This is a genomic window from Paraburkholderia sp. FW306-02-B, assembly GCF_058782725.1.
In genome coordinates this window covers 1,657,515-1,674,510 of the sequence record NZ_JBYSXZ010000002.1, presented here as the reverse complement: position 1 = coordinate 1,674,510, position 16,996 = coordinate 1,657,515, and the positions used below count along the sequence as shown (strand labels likewise).

The window sequence follows — 16,996 nt, the reverse complement described above, 5'->3', positions numbered from 1 at the left end:
GCCATTACTCCCACGGTAATGAAAAGGTCTTCAGGTTGGTGAAGCTCTTCATCGCTTCCTGAACGCCTTCTTTATAGCCAAGCCCGGAATCCTTGATGCCGCCGAACGGCGTCAATTCGATCCGGTATCCCGGCACTTCCCATACGTTGACCGTCCCCACGCGCAGCTCATTGATGAGGCGCGTGATCGCGTCCTGCCGGTTCGTGCACACACCGGACGACAACCCGAACGGCGTCCCGTTGCTGATATGAATCGCGTCGTCGAGCGTATCGAAGGCGATGATCGGCGACACGGGCCCGAAGGTTTCCTCGCGCACAAGCGTCATCGACGGATCGACGTTATCGAGCACCGTCGGCGAATAGAGTGCGCCGTTGCGCTGGTTGCCGATTCGCAACCGCGCGCCGCTCGCCACCGCTTCGTTGACGCGCGCTTCGAAAAGCTGTGCGGCGGCGGCGTCGATCACGGTGCCCATCTGATTCGAAGCATCGAACGGATCGCCATAGGTCCACGCGCGCGTTTTCTCGACGACCAGATCCGTGAAATCCGCCGCGATACGCTTCTGCACCAGCATCCGCTTGACCGCGGTGCAGCGCTGCCCGGAGTTCTTATACGAGCCCTGCACGGCAAGCGTCGCCGCGCGTTCGAGGTCGGCGTCTTCGAGCACGATCAGCGGATCGTTGCCGCCCAGTTCCAGCACGACGCGCCGGTAGGCCGCCTTCGCGGCAATGTATTTACCGATCGCCACGCCGCCCGTAAAGGTCACGAGCTCGGCCAACGGATGCGTAATCAGTTCATCGGCGATTTCGCGCGGATCGCCGGTCAGCACCTGCAGCATCGGTGCGGGCAAGCCGGCTTCATACAGAATGTCCGCCAGATAGAACGCCGACAACGGCACCTTCTCCGACGGCTTGAGCACAACGCGATTATTCGTCGCGATCGCCGGCGCAATCTTATGCGCGACCTGGTTCATCGGATGGTTGAACGGCGTAATCGCGACGATCACACCCGCCAGCGGCTCGCGCTGCGAAAACACCCGGCGCTTCTTGCCATGCGGCGTCAGATCGCAGGAGAAGCTCTGCCCGTCGTCGCGCAACGCTTCGATCGACGCGAACTTGAATACATCGGCAACACGGCCGATCTCGTAACGTGAATCCTGCTTCGACAAGCCCGACTCGAGCGAAATCAGATCCGAGGCCGCTTCGGTCCGCTCGCGCAGCAACACTGCGGCGCGCTCGAGAATCTGCGAACGTTCGTAGCGTGTGAGCTTCGCCTGATACGCGGCGGCATATTCGAACGCGGCGCGCACGTCGTCGATGCTCGCCAGCGGGACGGTGCCAACCCGCGTACCCGTATACGGATCGAACACGTCAAGCGTGCGCTCACGCGTCGCTCGCTCGCCTTTGAGCCGCAGCGCTTCCGTGCGAAATGCCGGATGGTCCTGCAGCATCGCATTCATGATGCCGCCACATGATTCAATGCGACATCGAAGATATCGAAGTTGCGCAGCCTCTTACCACTTTTACCAGCTGGCAAAGCCTCGACGCGCCGATTGAACAGCAGCGGCACTTCCTGCTCGGAAATCCCGCCGTGCGAGCGCAGTGGCACGGTCAGCCCGGAGAGGTCGTGTTGTTCGCGACGTGTACCGAGCACGACATGTCTGGTGCTCACCACGACGATATCGCCGACGCGGTCGTTCGGCAGCTCGAAGCGCTCGCACGCAGCGCGATTGTCGAGCACCACTTCGATGCCTTGCAAGCCGCCGATCTGCTCGATGACCTGCGCGACGTTGACATCGCGCGGCAGGTAAATCGTCGCGAACGAACCGAGCGCGCCGTGATGCACCACATACGGATCGGTGATCGGCAAGATGACACGTGCGCGGCGAGCGCCGAGCCAATCGTCCATCACGTCCTGCAAATAGATCACGTTCGGCTCGCCGGTCTGCGGATCGTGTTTGGCGTTCATGCCGTGGTCGGCGGTGAGGCCGATCACCCAGCCGAGCGCGTCGAGCTTCGCGAGATAGCCGTCCATCATCGCGTAGAACGCGTTCGCGCCTTCGGTGCCGGGCGCCCATTTGTGCTGGATGTAGTCGGTAGTCGACAGGTACATCAGATCGAGCTTGCGGGTTTGCGCGAGCCGCACACCGGCGGCGAATACGAACTCGGACAGACCGGCGCTATATACGTCCGGGACCGGCAAGCCGACCAGATCGAGCACCTCATCGATGCCGTTTTCCTCGCGCGTCACCTTGTCGGCTTTTTCCGCCGAGAAGCAGATGCCTTTCAGTTGCCAGCCGAGCAGCCGGCGCAGCTTGTCTTTCGCGGTGACCACGGCAACCGCGGCGCCTGCTTCGGCGGCAGCTGCCAGCAGCGTACCGGCGCGCAGATAGGCGGGATCGTTCATCATCACTTCCGCGCCTTCGCCGCCGTTCGCGTCCGGATCCCAGAAGTAGTTGCCGCAGATGCCATGTACCGACGGCGGCACGCCGCAGACAATCGACAAATTATTGGGGTTGGTGAACGACGGAATCACGCAGTCACCTCTGAAGGCCGCACCGCTCCTGAGCATCTTGCCGATGAACGGCGCCACGCCCGCCGCGACGGCGGCTTCGAGGTAATCGTATTCGCAGCCGTCCACGCAGACGACCACGGTAGGCTCAGCCGGGAGCCGGTAGCTACGGCCGTTCACTTCGATACTGCGTTCGCCTGGAGTTGTCATCGTTACCTTCCGTGCGTGTCGATCACGCGTGTTTGTAGTCAATCCGCTGCAATCAAACCCTAACCGGACCTTTGCATTCCGCCCAACGCGCCCACCGGTTCGCACGCCTCATGCGCGCGCTGCCGGCCGCCGTTCACATGCGCGTGCATCAGCGCGGCGGCACACTCGGCATCGCGCGAGGCCAGCGCGGTCAGAATCGCGCGATGTTCGGCAAGCGAGCGTTCCATCGCGTCGGCACGCACTACCAGCGCCGCGCGACGAAACAGACTCAATTCGCTCACCAGCCTTCGATATGTCTCGTACAGCTTGACGTTGCCCGCGGCCGCCACGATCGCGTCGTGAAACGCGACATTCGCGCGCGCGTAGGCGCCGTGATCCTGCGCATCGAGCGCGGCGCGCATGGCGTCGAGCCACTCGCGCAGCCCGGCAAGCTGCCGCGCATCGATACTCGAAGCCAGCATCCGGCACGCCGCTTCTTCGAGCACCGCTCGCACCGCGTAAATCTCGTCCGCTTCCGCCAGCGACACCGTCCGCACGAACACGCCGCGGTTTTTCTCGGTGCGCACGAGGCCGGCTTGCTCCAGCCCGCGAAACGCTTCGCGCACCGGTCCGCGCGACACCTGCAGACGCGCGGCCCAGTCGGCTTCGTTGAGTTTGTCGCCGGGAGCCAATGCGCCTTCGATGATGTGCCGTTCGATTTCGTCGCGGACTAGCGCCGTCAACGAATGCCTGCGCACAACCTCGATCGGATCGATTGAAGCAGTTTGCATATATTCGGTCATTTTGACATATTTTGCCACATTGCCATGTGCGACTTATGCGATTTGTGCCCCATGCAGCGCAAACGCAAAAATCAACAATTGCCCGTCAGTCCAAGCGCCGACGCGGGACACGCGCTGCAATCAGCAGCAGCGCAGCAAGCGAGACCAGCAGCAGAATCAGCGACAGCGCGGAGGCCGGCAGGTAATAGCCGCGCTCCACTTGCCCGACGACGACGATTGGCACCGTCGCAAAGCCGGGCGGGTACACGGTCAGCGTCGCGCCGAGTTCGCCGAGCGATAGCGCAAAACCCAGTGCGAGACTGGCACGGATCGCCGGCACCAGTTGCGGCAGCACGACGCGGCGCAACACCATCGACGGCGGCGCCCCCAGGCTTGCCGCGGCTTCGCGCAAGATGGTCAACTCCGGGCGCAACGCGGCGGCCGCGCACCGGTAGCAGAACGGCAGCACCAGCGCGAGCTGGACGAACACGACGATCGCCGCCGAACTGGACAGATCGACCGGACGCTTGTGATACGCGATCAACACCGCCAGCCCGAGCACCACGCTCGGCACGCCGTTGGGCATCATGGCGATCGTATCGACGATGGCGCCGAGGCCGCGCCGGTCGCGCCCTTCGAGCGCCAACGCCAGCCACAAACCGAGAATCGTGCCGAGCACAGCGACGCCCATGCCGATTTCGAGGCTGGTGGTCAGCGCGTCGAAGTCGCTCGAGCCGAGCCGCTCGAACCAGCGCATGCTGAAGCCATCCGGCAAGATCGTGCCGGACCAGTGCGTGGCCACGCTCGACAGCGCAACCACCAGCACCGGCAGGACGAACAGCCAGAAGCACAGCAACGCGGCGAAACCGAGAAACAGACTGCCCAGCATCCGCACCGCGAGACTGCGGCGCACCGGCCGTGCCTTCTTGTGCATGACCGGCAATACGGTCGGGTCGAGTTCAACGGCCATGGCCCGCTCCTTTCACCTTGCGTCGGTTGACCTGGCGGTACAACGCGTACAGCGACAATGACATGATCAGCATCACGACCGCGCCGGCGGCGGCGGTCGGCAAGTCGAGATCGACGGTGGCAGAGCTGTAGATCGCGACCGGCAACGTAATCAGGTGGGCGCTGCCGAGCACCAGCAGAATGCCGAACTCGTTGAGCGTCAGCAGAAAACACAGAATCGTGCCGGCGGCGATGCCCGGCCACGCGAGCGGCAGAATCACCTTGTACGCGACCATCCAGCCATGCGCGCCGAGGCTGCGCGCAGCTTCGATCAAACGCATGTCGAGCGTGGCAAACGACGCGAGAGTCGGTCGCACGACGAACGGCGCGTAGAACACCACTTCCGCGAGAATCACGCCGCCGACGCCGAACAGGAAATCGAGCGGCGGCGCCTGCAGATGAAACAGCCGTTGCAAGCCGATGCTGACCGAGCCTTGCGAGCCGTACAGAAAGATCAGCGTGAACGCGACCAGAAACGACGGAAACGCGACGAACAACTCGAGGAAGCGCGTGACCATCCGCGCACCTGGAAACGGCTTGAAGAACAACAGCGACGCCAGCGCGACGCCGAGCAGCGACGCAAGCCCGGCGCTGGCAAACAGGATCCACAGCGTCGTGCCGACCACACCGCGCGTCTCCGGATTGCCGAAGAACGCGGCGTAGGCTTGCAGGCTCAAACCGTGCGACCCCGTCAGGCTCAACAGCACGAGCCGCACGAGCGGATAAATGACGAGCGGTCCGAGCACGACCACCGCGAGGAACAGCAGGTGCCATTGCGCCGCGCGTTCGCGGCGCTTCACCGCTGCCGTATGCGCCGCGGCACTGGCGCGGCGGCGGGCGTCGGCGTCCGCCGCGCTGAGCGAATTAGGCGTATCAGGGGTTGATAAGGACGACATCGTCTGCCTCATAACGCAGGGAAACACGCGCGCCCTTCTCCGGCATCATGCCTTGGCCGCGCTGCATGGTGACCAGTACGGGCTCGTTGGGCATCGCGTCGAGCACGACCGACACCGACAACACCGCGCCGTACCATTCGACCGACGTGATCGCGCCATGCAACTGGCCTTCGCCGAGCGGCGCGATACGCAGCGCTTCCGGACGCAGACAGGCCACGCGCTCACGCTCGTTGTAGCGCGCATCCCCCATGCTGAACGCGACCTGCGGCGGCAGCAGATTAGCTGCGCCCAGATAGCGCGCGACGAACGCGTCATTCGGCGTGTCGTACAACTGCTGCGGGGTGCCGACCTGCGCGATGCGGCCTTCGCGCATCAGCAGTGTGCGGTCGGACAGCACCAGGGCGTCGTCCTGATCGTGCGTCACGCAGACGATCGTCAGATTCGGCAAGCGCTCATGCAGCGCCTTCAATTCGGAACGCACCGACGCGCGCAGATTGGCGTCGAGTGCGGAAAGAGGTTCGTCGAGCAACAGGACGTCAGGCTCGATCACCAGTGCGCGCGCCAGCGCCACGCGCTGCTGCATGCCGCCTGACAACTGCGCGGGCATGACATGCCCGGAATCGCCCAGTTGCACGAGCTTGAGTGCATCGGCGACGCGCCGCGCAACGTCTTTGGACGGCGTGCGGCGCGCGCGTAATCCGAAGGCCACATTGTCGAACACCGACAGATGCGGGAACAGCGCATAGCTCTGGAACAACAAGCCAAGATTGCGCTTGTGAGGCGGCACATGGGTGAGGTCGTGACCGGCGACCGTCAGTGTGCCGGCCAGACCGTCCGCTTCGATGAACCCGGCGATGAAACGCAACAACGTCGTCTTGCCGCAACCGCTGCGGCCGAGCACGGTCAGCAATTCGCCGCGCTCGATGGTCAGCGTCAGATCGTCGAGCACCGTGCGCGAACCGAAGCGCACCGTCAGATGGTCGATCCGCACGCCGCCCGGCGTATTCGAACGCGCGGCTTCGAGCGCGTCCGGTGAGGCGCCGAGCGCGCCTGGCTGAGCAAGACTGGCCGTATTCACCGGGTTCATCCTCCAACTGGATTAATGCTGATGCGGCGCCTCGCACGATCCCTGGAGGCGCCGCCTGATTCGACTGCTGATTGCAACTCGCTGCGTGCGGCTTACTTCGGCTTGACGACTTCGATCTGCTTGCCCGACGAACCGATCACGTCGCTCTTCCAGCGTGCGGTCCAGTCGGCCTTCTTCGCCATCACCTGGGTCCAGTCCACCGGAATCAGCTTCACGCCAGCAATCGCCTGCTTGACGGCTTCGCCGTTCTTGCCGGCGAGCGGCACGTCGGTGCGGCCCGGGATGCCGAAGATGTCCGGCACCTTGGCTTGTACTTCGGTCGACATCAGGTAGTCGATCAGCTTCTTGCCTTCAGCCTGGTTCGGACCGTTCTTGATCAGGCCGATCGCGTACGGCAGCTGGAACGTGGTCGGCTGGCCGCCGGCGCCGGCTGCCAGGAAGATCGGCTTGAGCGACAGGCCGCCGTTCGCGGCGTCGTCGAGATCCATTTGCAGGTCGCCGTTGGCGAACGCGATTTCGTTACGCGAAAGCAGCACGTCGAGGTAGCCGGTGCCCTTGGTGTGGAACTTGGCGCTCACTTCGAGCTTCTTCAGATAATCGAACGCCTTGTCCTCGCCCATCAGCGACGTGGTCAGGATGATCACCGCCATGCCGTCGCCCGCCGTGGCCGGGTTCGAGTAGGCGACCTTGCCGGTGAAGTCCGGGTGCAGCAGGTCAGCGAAAGTCTTCGGCTGGGTCCTGGTGACTTCCGGGTTGATCGCGAACGAGAAATAGTTGTTCACGAAGGTCGCCCACGCACCGTTCGGCGCCTTGGCGATCGCCGGCACGTTCTTGTAGTTGGCGCTCTGGTAAGCCTGCAGCAGACCGCTCTGGTCGGCTTGCTGAATGAAAGGCGGCAGCGTGACGATCACGTCGGCCTTCGGCTGATCCTTTTCGATGGTGGCGCGGTTCACCACTTCGCCGCTACCCGCCGTGACGATGTTGACCTTCACGCCTTCCTTCTTTTCGAAGGCCGGCAGCACATCTTTATAGAGGTTTTCGAGGCCGTCGGCGGTGTACAGCACCACTGCGTCGGCCGCCTGGGCCGGCATGGCCGCGCCGCCGAACGCTGCCGCGGCGACCAGCGCCGGCAGCAGTTTGCGTACGAGGCCAGCAGTTGCGTGAACGGAATTCGTCTTTGTCATGTCGCTCTCTCCGAAAGGCAAAAAACCAGACGGTCGGGAAAACCCGATACCTGTTGTGATTGAACGGCGGTAGCGCCGCGCCGCTTGCGTGTTGCCCGCAGCCAGTTGCCATGCAGATTCACACGATTGCAGATTGCCGACAACTTTGCCGCTTCTTCTCCAGCCTGACTTACAGCCCACCTACGACAGTCGCGCTGCCTGCCATGCCTGAACGGGCACAGCAAGAATCACAGGTTTCCATGACAACGCCATGACTATTCTGTCGAATTCCAAAAAATGACACAATTCGCCAATAATATGCAAATCAAACTTTTCGTCACCTTGCTTGGGCGACGTGTATTCATCTGATGAAGGAGGCCATGTGATCCTTGGAAACGACCCAGTCCTGCTGACCCCGGGACCGCTCACCACTTCGCCCCAAACGCGCGAGGCCATGCTGCGCGATTGGGGTTCGTGGGACGCCGCGTTCAACCGCATGACCCATAGCGTGTGTGCCGACCTCGTGAAAATCGTACATGGCGATCATGACTATGTATGCGTACCGCTTCAAGGCAGCGGCACATTTGCGGTCGAGGCGGCGATCGGCACGCTGGTGCCGCGTCAAGGCTGTGTGCTGGTACCGAACAACGGCGCGTATTGCGCCCGCGTAATCAGGATATTGCAGCGGATGGGGATTGCTTATGTCGAGCTGGCGCTGCGCGAAGACGAACCGGTCGGCGCCGCCGCCATCGAAGACGCCTTCAATCGCGACTCGCGCATCACCCACGTCGCGCAAGTGCATCTGGAAACGAGCGCCGGCCTGCTCAATCCGCTCGACGATATCGCCGCAGTATGTCAGCGGCACGGCAAGAGTCTGATTGTCGACGCGATGAGTTCGTTCGGCGCGCTGCCGATCGATCTGCGGCGCGGCGGCATCGACGCGCTGATCTCGGCGAGCGGCAAGTGCCTCGAAGGCGTGCCCGGAATGGGTTTCGTGATTGTGCGGCGCAGCGTGCTGGACCAGAGTGAAGGCCGTTCGCCGTCACTGGCGCTCGATCTGCACGATCAGCACGTCTATATGCAGAAGACGACGCAATGGCGTTTCACGCCGCCGACTCATGTGGTCGCCGCATTGCGCACCGCGCTCGATCAGTTCATCGCGGACGGTGGCCAGCCCGCGCGCGGCGCACGCTACGCGCTCAATTGCGCGACCTTGGTGAGCGGGATGAAGGCGCTCGGCTTCGAACCGTTTCTGAAGCCCGAAGTGCAGGCGCCAGTGATCGTCACGTTCCACGCGCCACGCGACCCCGCGTGGAATTTCGCCGATTTCTACGCCGCGGTGCGCGAGGCCGGTTATGTGCTGTATCCGGGCAAGCTGACGCAAGTGGAAACGTTTCGCGTCGGCTGCATCGGCGCGATCGATGCGAACGAACTGCATAACGCGGTGGCCGCGATCGGCCGTACGCTCGAACGGCTCGGCATCCGCGTGAAGTAACGGTCAGTAGCAGTTCAACCGCTCAGGCGATCAGGATCTCCGGACCATGCGCCGTAATCGCTTTGCCGAGCGCGCGCTCCGGCGCCAGCTCGGTGACCAGATAACGCGCCGACTCGATACCGTTGATACGCACCGGCGTCACACGCCCGAACTTCGAATGGTCGGCAACGATGACCACTGTGTCTGCGGCGGCGATCATCCGGCTGCGCACTTCGGCGGCCATCCGGCTGTAGTCGGTCAGGTAGCCGTCCAGCGAGATGCCGCCCGCGCCGATGAAAGCGAAGTCCGTGTGGTACTGCGTGAGTTGATGCACGGTGTCGAGGCCGAAGGTGGCGTCTTCGATATCCGACAGTTCGCCGCCGAGCAGCGTCACGCGGTTGTCGTTGCGGCGGCCGAGCAGCAGCGCGATGCGCCAGTCGTTCGTGTACACCGACAACCGATGCCGGTCGAGCAAGGCACGCGCCACCGCTTGCGTGGTGCTGCCCGAATCGATGATGAGCGATGCGCCGTCCGGCACGAATTCGGCCGCGCGTTCGCCGATTGCCCGCTTGGCGCCGGCGTTGGCGGCTTCGCGCGTATCGAGGTCGGGCTCGCGCCGGTCGCTCGACAGCGCGCCGCCGTGGGTCGTGACCAACAGACCGCGCCCGGCCAGCGCGTTCAGATCGCGGCGGATCGTTTCGCGCGACACGTTCAATTCGCGGACCAGCTCGGCCACTGAGAGCGCGCCGGTTTTGGCAACTTGCGCCAAGATGTATTGGTGACGTTGTTCTGCGAGCATCTATTGAGGGCCGGGAGCCGGCACGCCTAGGTTTCACCACGGTTGAAGAAGGCCGGCGTATTGTATTACGCGTGGCGCGGGGATGCTCCGATTGACGCGCTTCCCTGCTAACCTGAACGCCCTGGCCGCGCGTCGACGTCACGCGGCCGCCAATAGAACTGCCGATGCCGCCACTGTTTCGCCGCTTACTGCTGCTGTTCCACGCGCTGCGTTATGGCGCGCGCCTGATCTGGCTCGCCGCCCCGTCCGATCACAAACTGCACTGGATGATCGAACTGATCAGCCGTGTGCACGCATCCGCGCGCAGCCGCGAAAGCCTGCATGGCCTACTGCCGGCGCTCGGTCCATTGGCGAGCAGCTTCGCACAGACGTTAGCCGAACGTCCCGAACTGGCGACAGGCACCTTGCACGAGGCCATCGACGCGATCGATCACCTCGAAACTCCGCTTCCGCCCAAGGAATCCGAGCAAGCCTTGGCGCGCGCGTTCGGTCGGCCGCTAACCACGATCTTCAGTGCGGTCGATCTGGTGCCGGTGCGCGGCGGCTTTGCCGAACAGACGCATCTTGCGCGGCTCGCCGTGCCGGTCAACGGTCATAGCGAAGTAGCCGTCAAGCTGGTGCGCGCCGATCTGTTGCAACAGATCGGCGACGAACTCGCGCTTTTGCGCTGGGTCGCGCGCTGGCTGGAAAAGTTCTCCGGCACCGCCCGCCGGCTGCAACTGCGCGCGCTAGCCCAATCGTTTTCCGACGACATCCTGCGCCGCTTCGACCTGCGCGCCGAGGCCGCCAACCTGAGCCAGACCGGCCATCATTTCGACGGCGACACGCGCATTGCCGTGCCGGCCGTGATCTGGGACCTGTGCACCAATGAAACGCTGACGATGCAGCGCATCAGCACCTTGCCGGTCAGCGATCTGCCCGGTCTGCATGCGCACCGCGTCAAACTTGCGCCGCTCGCCGCGCATATCGTCGAGGTGGTGACCGAACAGGCTTTCGAGCACGGCTTCTTTCACGCGACCCTCGATTCGCGCCGGGTACGCGTGAGCGTCGAGCCGGACACGCTGGGGCGCCTCGTGCTCGCTGAATTTTCGATCATGTCGAGTCTATCGACCGAGGAGCGCGAGTTCTTCGTACATGGCGCGACCGCCCTGTTCGACCAGGATTACGGCAGGCTTGCCGAACTGCATCGCGATGCCGGGCACGTGCCCCACGACACGCGCGCCGAGATGCTCGAAGCGGAACTGCGCACCCGCGCAGAAGCGCATTTCGCAGCCGCTCCCGAAGACCGCTCGGCAGGTTCGCTGTTTCATCATCTGCTGCACGCGGTGCAACCGTTCGACGGCGCCGTGTCCGGGCGCCTCGCCACCGCGCAGCGCTCGTTCCAGCAGGCGGAAATGCTGGCGCGGGCGCTGCATCCGGGCGTCGATACGTGGAATATCACGCGCAGTGTGCTGGCCGGCATCGCGCGGCGCGACCTCGATCATCGCGGCTGGATCAAGCGCATTTCGCGCGAGCTGCCGCATCTGGCGCAGATGCTGCCGCGCATGCCGCAACTCGCCGTTCGATACCTGCAACACGAGCATGATCGCGCTCGCACGCCGCGGCAGAATACTCAGTTGATGGACGAACTCAGCCGCGAATATCGGCGCACGCGCGTGTTGTTGTGGGCGTGCGCGGTATGCGGCGGCGTGCTCGGCGCGGGTACGGTACTGCTGATGTGGTGAACCTGCGGCGGCAGGTGGCTTAAGCGTACGCCGGCGATTGCAGCTTCGAACAAGACGCGCTTCGCGCGCCTCGGCAAGATGGCGGGCTTTCACATTTCCACCGCCGACGCTCGATGCTCGCTACCTTTACCGCCGCCGTATTCGTCGTGTTGTGGTCGACTGGTTTCGTGGTCGCCCGGGCGATCACGCCGTATGCCGATCCCAATCTGTTTCTGCTTGCGCGCTTTGGCGGCACCGCGTTGCTGTTCGCGCTGGCCGCGTTGCTCGCCCGCGCCGCGTGGCCGACCGGCCGCGCGCTCGGCAAGCATCTGGTGGCGGGCGCGCTGCTGCAAGGCGTCTATCTCGGCGCAGGTTATTGGGCGGTCGCGCAGGGCTTGAGCGCCGGCGCGATGGCCTTGCTCGGCGCGCTACAGCCGCTGGCGACGGCAGCCGTCGCCGCGCCGCTGTTCGGCGAGTGGCTCTCGCGGCGCAGCTGGGCAGGAATGGCGCTCGGGCTCGTCGGGGTCGCGCTGGTCCTCGAACCGAAACTGGCCGCCGCCACGCCGCCGACGCCGCATGGCGACGCGCCGCCCTGGCTGGTGGTGCTCGTCTCGATCCTCGCGGTCGGCGCGATTACCGCGGGCACGCTGTTTCAGAAGACTTCGCTCGCGAAGGCCGACATTCGCAGCGCAAGCGCGGTGCAGAATTTCGGCGCGGCGCTCGTCGCGGTGATTTTTGCGCTCGCGCTCGGCGAGCATCGCTGGATTGCTTCGCCGACACTGTGGACGTCGCTGGCGTGGGGCATCGTGATGCTGTCCGGCATCAGCGTGACTTTGCTGGTGTGGATGGTGAGGCGCGGAGACGCTGCACGCGCCACCGCGCTCGTGTTTCTGGCGCCGCCGCTGGCCGCGCTCGAGGGTTATCTCGGCTTCGGTGAAACGCTGCTGCCGGTACAGATCGCCGGTTTCGCGGTGGCGCTGGCGGGCGTGCTGCTGGCGCGCTCGTGAGCCGTTGAATGACGCACGGGCCGCGTCGCCGTTGGTCGTTCGCCGTTGGTCGCCTCTCGCCCTTGCGCCCTCTCACAAGATCGACTCGTTCGATACTCGCGCGATATCCGCTGATCAGTCAGCCGTGTCCGTGCCGGCCGGCACTTTTGCTCGCGCCTTGGTGCCGGGTGCCGGCGCCCACGCCGGGCGATTTTTGCGCCCCGAATCCACCACGACAACGTAGCGCCCCGCCCACGGCGTCACCTGGCGATCGCTTTTCAACACCCACAGCGATTTGCCGGACGCGACCAGCTCCATATATCCGGCGCCGAAAATACCGTAGTGATCGAGGAACGCGTTGAGCGACGCGGGGATGCGCACGCAGCCCTTCGAATGGCGAATGCCGAGCAGCGGCTCGAGCCGGTCGGGGTCGGTTGCATGCATCTGGAAGCGCATCTGCGACATACCGCCCTTACCCCAGCCGCGCTCGCCTTGCGCCCAGCCGAGATCGAAGATCCGCATATCGCGCTTGCCATAGCCGCGGATGTAGTTCTCGTTCATCGCGCCTTCGGAGCGGAAGTCCATGTTGGCGGGAGTATGTTCGAACACGCCAAGCGGTGTGATGAAGTGATCGTACTCGCCGGGCCGGCCGGTCGCGACCGGCGACGCGCCGATCATCCGCCAGGTATCGGACGGCGTCGCGCGAAAGTAGATGAACAGCGCCTGCACGTTGGCGTTGCGATCGACCAGCACGACATACTCGCCCGACAGGTTGCCGAGGATCTTCTCCCGGAGCGCCGTTTGCAGACGGTCGGCGTACGCGCGCTGCTCCGCGGCCGGCACTTTCAGCCGACGGCTGACCTCTTGAGCGAACACGCCCCTAACAGTAACGCCCGGCGCGGATCGACCACACCTACCGCATCAGACGCGACAACGTCAGACGCGTCGATCAGGAGCGCCGGACGGTCCGCCGGTGCGGGGGCCGCGATTGCGATGCTGCATGACAAGGCGCAGAAGACCGCGCTCACTGCGCGCCTCAGATAGTGCGTCAAATAAGCTGCGCGCGGAGAATGCGACGAACGCGGCGCATAGGCTGAAGCTGGCATACAGACCACTTCGCGCCGACGATCTACCGAAGCGGAAGTAATGCGCTCCGGAACAGGCTGGCCAGGCCGATTAGGGTGGTTCATCGCGAATTTGAGCAAAGCTGCTTATTATTGACTGCCCGCCGGCTCATGCGGCGCATGGATACGCGACGATATTACTAAGCACATTGCAATCTGTCGATGAAGAATCGGCCGGTTTATTAAAATCGCCATAATATTCGCCCATTTTTGATAATTCGCAAACCGATTTAACGGTACATAACAAACTGTATTTAAGGCCGATATTGGCAATAAACCCGATACTGATGTGTCACAGCATGCCGGCTGAACCGGCACGCTTATGGCTGCGCCGCTCGCGCATTTCGCATGCAAGCGCACGTCGTTTGACTTTGACACAACCCTGAATGGAGGAAGGAGAAATCATGGCGCAACCAGACCCAAGCGCACGCCAGACGCGCATCGCCGCGGAAATGCACGTCGGCGCCGACTTCGACGCGGTCCAGGAAATCGAACGCCGCATCGCCTTTCTGGCGAACTATCTGCGCAGCAACGGCCTGAAAACCTATGTGCTCGGAATTAGCGGCGGTGTCGACTCCACGACAACCGGGCGCCTCGCGCAACTCGCGGTCGAACGGCTGCGCGCCGAACATTACGACGCCCGCTTTGTCGCGGTACGCCTGCCCTACGGCATTCAAAAAGATGAGGCCGACGCGCAGCAGGCATTGCAATTCATTCGCGCGGATGAAAATCTCACCGTCGACATCAAACCAGCTGCCGATGCGATGCTTGCCGCGCTGAACACGAGCGGCGTGCTGTTTGCCGACGACTCGCAGCAGGATCTCGTTCACGGCAACATCAAGGCCCGTCAGCGGATGATTGCGCAATACGCGGTGGCGGGCGCACGGGCCGGCGTAGTGATCGGCACCGACCATGCGGCCGAATCGGTCATGGGTTTTTTCACGAAGTTCGGCGACGGCGGCGCCGACGTGCTGCCGCTCGCCGGTCTGAACAAGCGTCGCGTGCGCGCGCTGGCCGGCGCGCTAGGCGCCGCGGAAGCACTGGCGCACAAAGTGCCGACCGCCGACCTCGAAATGTTGCGTCCGCAACGGCCGGACGAAGACGCATATGGCATTCCGTACGACGATATCGATGACTTTCTGGAAGGCAAACCAGTGAGCGACGCCGCGCGCGAGACGATTATGCGTTTTTATGACGTCACACAGCACAAGCGCGCGTTGCCGTACACGCCGTTCGATTGGCCGGCGCAGACAGGCGGGGCATGAGAGAAGGAATGTGACAAACCGGGTGAGATTGTCACGCGCACCTGGTTCGAGAAAGGCGGCAGCGGCTATTCAGTTCGCGGTGGGCGGTTCGTCGCTGAACAGGTCGGCGCTCGCCTCGAGCGCCAGACCGCCCAAATGCTTGCCGTGAATCTGCCGCGCGATCACGTCGCCCACATACGGCACTTGCGCGTCCAGTTCGACAGTGGCGTACGCGCCGGGTTTACCGGCGTCGACCACATCGACATGTTTCGCGTAATGGCCGAGCTCGCGCTTGAGGAACTCCCGTACTTCCTGCTCGCTGCACGATTCCGCGATGTTGCGCACGATCAGGTTCATGCCGGCTACCCTCGGTGCGCGCGACGGTCCGCACCGCGGCCAGCGGTATGCACGCGCACCGGTCGCAGCGCCGCACGCTGTTTTGCCTGAGCGGCGGTGAGTTGACGAATGAATGCAGCGCCAGCGGCACCCAATGCGGCCAACGACAGATAGAAGGCAACCATTTAAATCTCCCCTTCGAATTTCGTCCTGTTTTCAGGATAGCCACAATCGACAGCAAAAGCGATGCGACACAATGTCGTGAAAACGACTTAAAACATCCGTTAATGCACTGTACCTGAATAAGCACCGGCAAAAATACAAAACAAATGCATATTCAGCGGTAGAGGCCCGGCGCAAGTGCCGAACGTCGATACCAGCTGCACAAACCGGGCCGTGCCGCGCGTCGAAACAGCCATCCTGCGGGGGATGGGCGTTGTGCGCAGCGGCGGGCTGATCGCGGGATCAGTCCGCCGATTGCACGTTGGCCGCGCTGACCCACCATGTGTTCTTGCCGTGCGGCACATGGACCAGCACGGCGGACGGATCGTCGACGCCGTCGTCAGCGACTTCACACACCGCAAGACCGTCAGGCAGGTGTTTCACCTCGCCGGCGGCCTGAAACAGCGCGACGCGTTGCGCGTTCAGCGGCCGCAGTTGCCGGTAGACGTCGAAGCTGATGGCCGCGGGCACGTCGCCGCGGATCTGCAACGCGTCGCCGCCGGCGCAGCGCGCCGGTTCGGCGGCCTGCGCGGCAGCGCTGCCGAATAAATTGCCGAGACAACCGGAAATGAGCGCAAGCACAGTGAAGCGTGCGTGAATCATGGTGATTCTCCGAGAATGAATTGGGGCCGCGGGCGGCGAGCGGCGCGGCTGAACGCGTTCGAATGAACGACGAGAACAATGAAAGCGACGGCGCGCCGCCTCATGGCGCGCTTTCGCGTTCGGAGCCGGTGGCGACATCGAGACGGCTCACGTCGCAAGACGTCTGACTGAAGCCCGAATAAACCACGGACCAATTGCCGGCAATCGCGGCTTGCGCTTCCGCGAGGCTCAGTTTGCCCTCGCAGACGCAGCGCTTGAGCATGACCGCCGCGCGCGCCTTGCGGCGTTCGCCCTGCTGGCCGGCCCATGGCAGAAGATCGAGATTGGAAGGCGCGTCCGGCGAGCCGCCGAGGACGATCGGCACGCGCCTATCGAGCGCGAAGGCCACACCGCTGTCGGCATCGATGCCGCGCGCGGCGAGCATTCTGTCCTTGTGCGCCATTAGTTCGTCGAACGGAGGCGCGACGGTATCCGCGTAGCCTGGGCGGCAAATGGTTTCGCCTACCGATTGCTGCGTGACGCGCTCGTCGAGCATCGCGGCATCCTGGGCACGGGCTTCGCCGATTCGCAAAGCGAGTACCGCGGTGAAGCCGAGCACGAGCGCGACCGCCAGGCGCCTTCGGCGTGTAAGACGCGCGGGGCCGCATTGACGCGCGAGCGTCGACGGAATTGCCTCATACGTGCTGTTGGTTACGCCGCTGCGATGGTTGCTGCGACGCCTGTCTGCAATGGCTGCTTTCATTCGTCGGCGCGCCGGGAAACGGCACGCAATAGTTCAATTCGCAGGCCAATTAAAACATACCAATATAAGACTGTGAAAAACGCCCTGCTCGCTCGCACCGTGAAGCGCGCGCTGCAGGGCGTTCAAAGAC

15 protein-coding genes and 1 pseudogene are annotated in these 16,996 nt (G+C 63.7%); 4 read left to right on the top strand and 12 right to left on the bottom strand.

Going from position 1 to position 16,996, the window contains the following annotated elements:
* Window positions 1-4: 4 nt before the first annotated feature.
* From phnY to phnS, 7 genes are all read right to left on the bottom strand, one after another.
* On the bottom strand, window positions 5-1,456 hold the full coding sequence (gene phnY / locus AC3WOG_RS28680) for a phosphonoacetaldehyde dehydrogenase (RefSeq protein WP_492581204.1): 1,452 nt from the start codon (window positions 1,454-1,456) through the stop codon (window positions 5-7).
* Window positions 1,453-2,718, bottom strand: a complete 1,266-nt coding sequence (gene phnA, locus AC3WOG_RS28675) for a phosphonoacetate hydrolase (RefSeq protein WP_492581203.1) — start codon at window positions 2,716-2,718, stop codon at window positions 1,453-1,455. Before phnA ends, phnY begins: the two co-directional genes overlap by 4 nt.
* Window positions 2,719-2,777: 59 nt before the next feature.
* Entirely contained in the window at window positions 2,778-3,500 is a 723-nt protein-coding gene (locus AC3WOG_RS28670; RefSeq protein WP_492581202.1) for a phosphonate utilization associated transcriptional regulator, read from the bottom strand.
* Window positions 3,501-3,585: 85 nt separating this feature from the next.
* Window positions 3,586-4,449 (bottom strand): 2-aminoethylphosphonate ABC transport system, membrane component PhnV, encoded by an 864-nt coding sequence (gene phnV, locus AC3WOG_RS28665; protein ID WP_492581201.1) that lies wholly within the window; start codon window positions 4,447-4,449, stop codon window positions 3,586-3,588.
* Window positions 4,439-5,383 carry a 2-aminoethylphosphonate ABC transporter permease subunit gene (gene phnU, locus AC3WOG_RS28660; protein WP_492581200.1) on the bottom strand — a complete coding sequence of 315 codons (945 nt, stop codon included), beginning with the start codon at window positions 5,381-5,383 and terminating at the stop codon, window positions 4,439-4,441. Before phnU ends, phnV begins: the two co-directional genes overlap by 11 nt.
* On the bottom strand, window positions 5,361-6,461 hold the full coding sequence (phnT, locus tag AC3WOG_RS28655) for a 2-aminoethylphosphonate ABC transport system ATP-binding subunit PhnT (protein WP_492581199.1): 1,101 nt from the start codon (window positions 6,459-6,461) through the stop codon (window positions 5,361-5,363). Before phnT ends, phnU begins: the two co-directional genes overlap by 23 nt.
* 101 nt (window positions 6,462-6,562) lie before the next feature.
* Window positions 6,563-7,654, bottom strand: coding sequence for a 2-aminoethylphosphonate ABC transporter substrate-binding protein (phnS, locus tag AC3WOG_RS28650; RefSeq protein WP_492581198.1), 1,092 nt, complete (start codon window positions 7,652-7,654; stop codon window positions 6,563-6,565).
* 361 nt (window positions 7,655-8,015) lie between these two features.
* Here phnS and AC3WOG_RS28645 point away from each other — a divergent pair, with 361 nt between their 5' ends.
* The gene (locus AC3WOG_RS28645) at window positions 8,016-9,128 is read left to right on the top strand and encodes a 2-aminoethylphosphonate--pyruvate transaminase (protein ID WP_492581197.1); all 1,113 of its coding nucleotides are present in this window, start codon (window positions 8,016-8,018) and stop codon (window positions 9,126-9,128) included.
* 22 nt (window positions 9,129-9,150) lie between these two features.
* Here the strand turns inward: AC3WOG_RS28645 and AC3WOG_RS28640 are convergent, their stop codons facing one another.
* Window positions 9,151-9,906 (bottom strand): DeoR/GlpR family DNA-binding transcription regulator, encoded by a 756-nt coding sequence (locus tag AC3WOG_RS28640; RefSeq protein WP_492581196.1) that lies wholly within the window; start codon window positions 9,904-9,906, stop codon window positions 9,151-9,153.
* A 164-nt stretch (window positions 9,907-10,070) separates the two neighbouring features.
* Here AC3WOG_RS28640 and AC3WOG_RS28635 point away from each other — a divergent pair, with 164 nt between their 5' ends.
* Together AC3WOG_RS28635 and AC3WOG_RS28630 are read left to right on the top strand one after the other, a co-directional pair.
* Window positions 10,071-11,630, top strand: a complete 1,560-nt coding sequence (locus tag AC3WOG_RS28635) for an ABC1 kinase family protein (protein WP_492581195.1) — start codon at window positions 10,071-10,073, stop codon at window positions 11,628-11,630.
* Between the two features lie 113 nt (window positions 11,631-11,743).
* Window positions 11,744-12,616 (top strand): DMT family transporter, encoded by an 873-nt coding sequence (locus AC3WOG_RS28630; RefSeq protein ID WP_492581194.1) that lies wholly within the window; start codon window positions 11,744-11,746, stop codon window positions 12,614-12,616.
* A 114-nt stretch (window positions 12,617-12,730) separates the two neighbouring features.
* On the opposite strand, the pseudogene AC3WOG_RS28625 reads toward AC3WOG_RS28630, so the two are convergent.
* Window positions 12,731-13,785 (bottom strand): annotated as a pseudogene (locus AC3WOG_RS28625) (L,D-transpeptidase).
* 338 nt (window positions 13,786-14,123) lie between these two features.
* On the opposite strand from AC3WOG_RS28625, the gene nadE reads away from it, so the two are divergent.
* A complete protein-coding gene (nadE, locus tag AC3WOG_RS28620; RefSeq protein ID WP_492581193.1) occupies window positions 14,124-14,984 on the top strand; it encodes an NAD(+) synthase in 861 nt (286 codons plus the stop codon).
* A gap of 69 nt (window positions 14,985-15,053) precedes the next feature.
* Here nadE and AC3WOG_RS28615 read toward each other — a convergent pair whose 3' ends face one another.
* The 3 genes from AC3WOG_RS28615 to AC3WOG_RS28605 form a co-directional block, all read right to left on the bottom strand.
* Window positions 15,054-15,320: an RNA-binding protein gene (locus tag AC3WOG_RS28615; RefSeq protein ID WP_492581192.1), complete on the bottom strand. Its 267-nt coding sequence runs from the start codon at window positions 15,318-15,320 to the stop codon at window positions 15,054-15,056.
* Window positions 15,321-15,764: 444 nt separating this feature from the next.
* Window positions 15,765-16,124, bottom strand: coding sequence for a hypothetical protein (locus AC3WOG_RS28610; protein ID WP_492581191.1), 360 nt, complete (start codon window positions 16,122-16,124; stop codon window positions 15,765-15,767).
* A gap of 100 nt (window positions 16,125-16,224) precedes the next feature.
* On the bottom strand, window positions 16,225-16,866 hold the full coding sequence (locus AC3WOG_RS28605) for a hypothetical protein (RefSeq protein ID WP_492581190.1): 642 nt from the start codon (window positions 16,864-16,866) through the stop codon (window positions 16,225-16,227).
* Between the last annotated feature and the right edge of the window lie 130 nt (window positions 16,867-16,996).

Coding starts and splice junctions, on each gene's coding strand:
- phnY (WP_492581204.1), bottom strand. CDS start 1,456: ATGAATGCGATGCTGCAGGACCATCCGGCATTTCGCACGGAAGCGCTG.
- phnA (WP_492581203.1), bottom strand. CDS start 2,718: ATGACAACTCCAGGCGAACGCAGTATCGAAGTGAACGGCCGTAGCTAC.
- AC3WOG_RS28670 (WP_492581202.1), bottom strand. CDS start 3,500: ATGACCGAATATATGCAAACTGCTTCAATCGATCCGATCGAGGTTGTG.
- phnV (WP_492581201.1), bottom strand. CDS start 4,449: ATGGCCGTTGAACTCGACCCGACCGTATTGCCGGTCATGCACAAGAAG.
- phnU (WP_492581200.1), bottom strand. CDS start 5,383: ATGTCGTCCTTATCAACCCCTGATACGCCTAATTCGCTCAGCGCGGCG.
- phnS (WP_492581198.1), bottom strand. CDS start 7,654: ATGACAAAGACGAATTCCGTTCACGCAACTGCTGGCCTCGTACGCAAA.
- AC3WOG_RS28640 (WP_492581196.1), bottom strand. CDS start 9,906: ATGCTCGCAGAACAACGTCACCAATACATCTTGGCGCAAGTTGCCAAA.
- AC3WOG_RS28635 (WP_492581195.1), top strand. CDS start 10,071: ATGCCGCCACTGTTTCGCCGCTTACTGCTGCTGTTCCACGCGCTGCGT.
- AC3WOG_RS28630 (WP_492581194.1), top strand. CDS start 11,744: ATGCTCGCTACCTTTACCGCCGCCGTATTCGTCGTGTTGTGGTCGACT.
- nadE (WP_492581193.1), top strand. CDS start 14,124: ATGGCGCAACCAGACCCAAGCGCACGCCAGACGCGCATCGCCGCGGAA.
- AC3WOG_RS28615 (WP_492581192.1), bottom strand. CDS start 15,320: ATGAACCTGATCGTGCGCAACATCGCGGAATCGTGCAGCGAGCAGGAA.
- AC3WOG_RS28610 (WP_492581191.1), bottom strand. CDS start 16,124: ATGATTCACGCACGCTTCACTGTGCTTGCGCTCATTTCCGGTTGTCTC.
- AC3WOG_RS28605 (WP_492581190.1), bottom strand. CDS start 16,866: ATGAAAGCAGCCATTGCAGACAGGCGTCGCAGCAACCATCGCAGCGGC.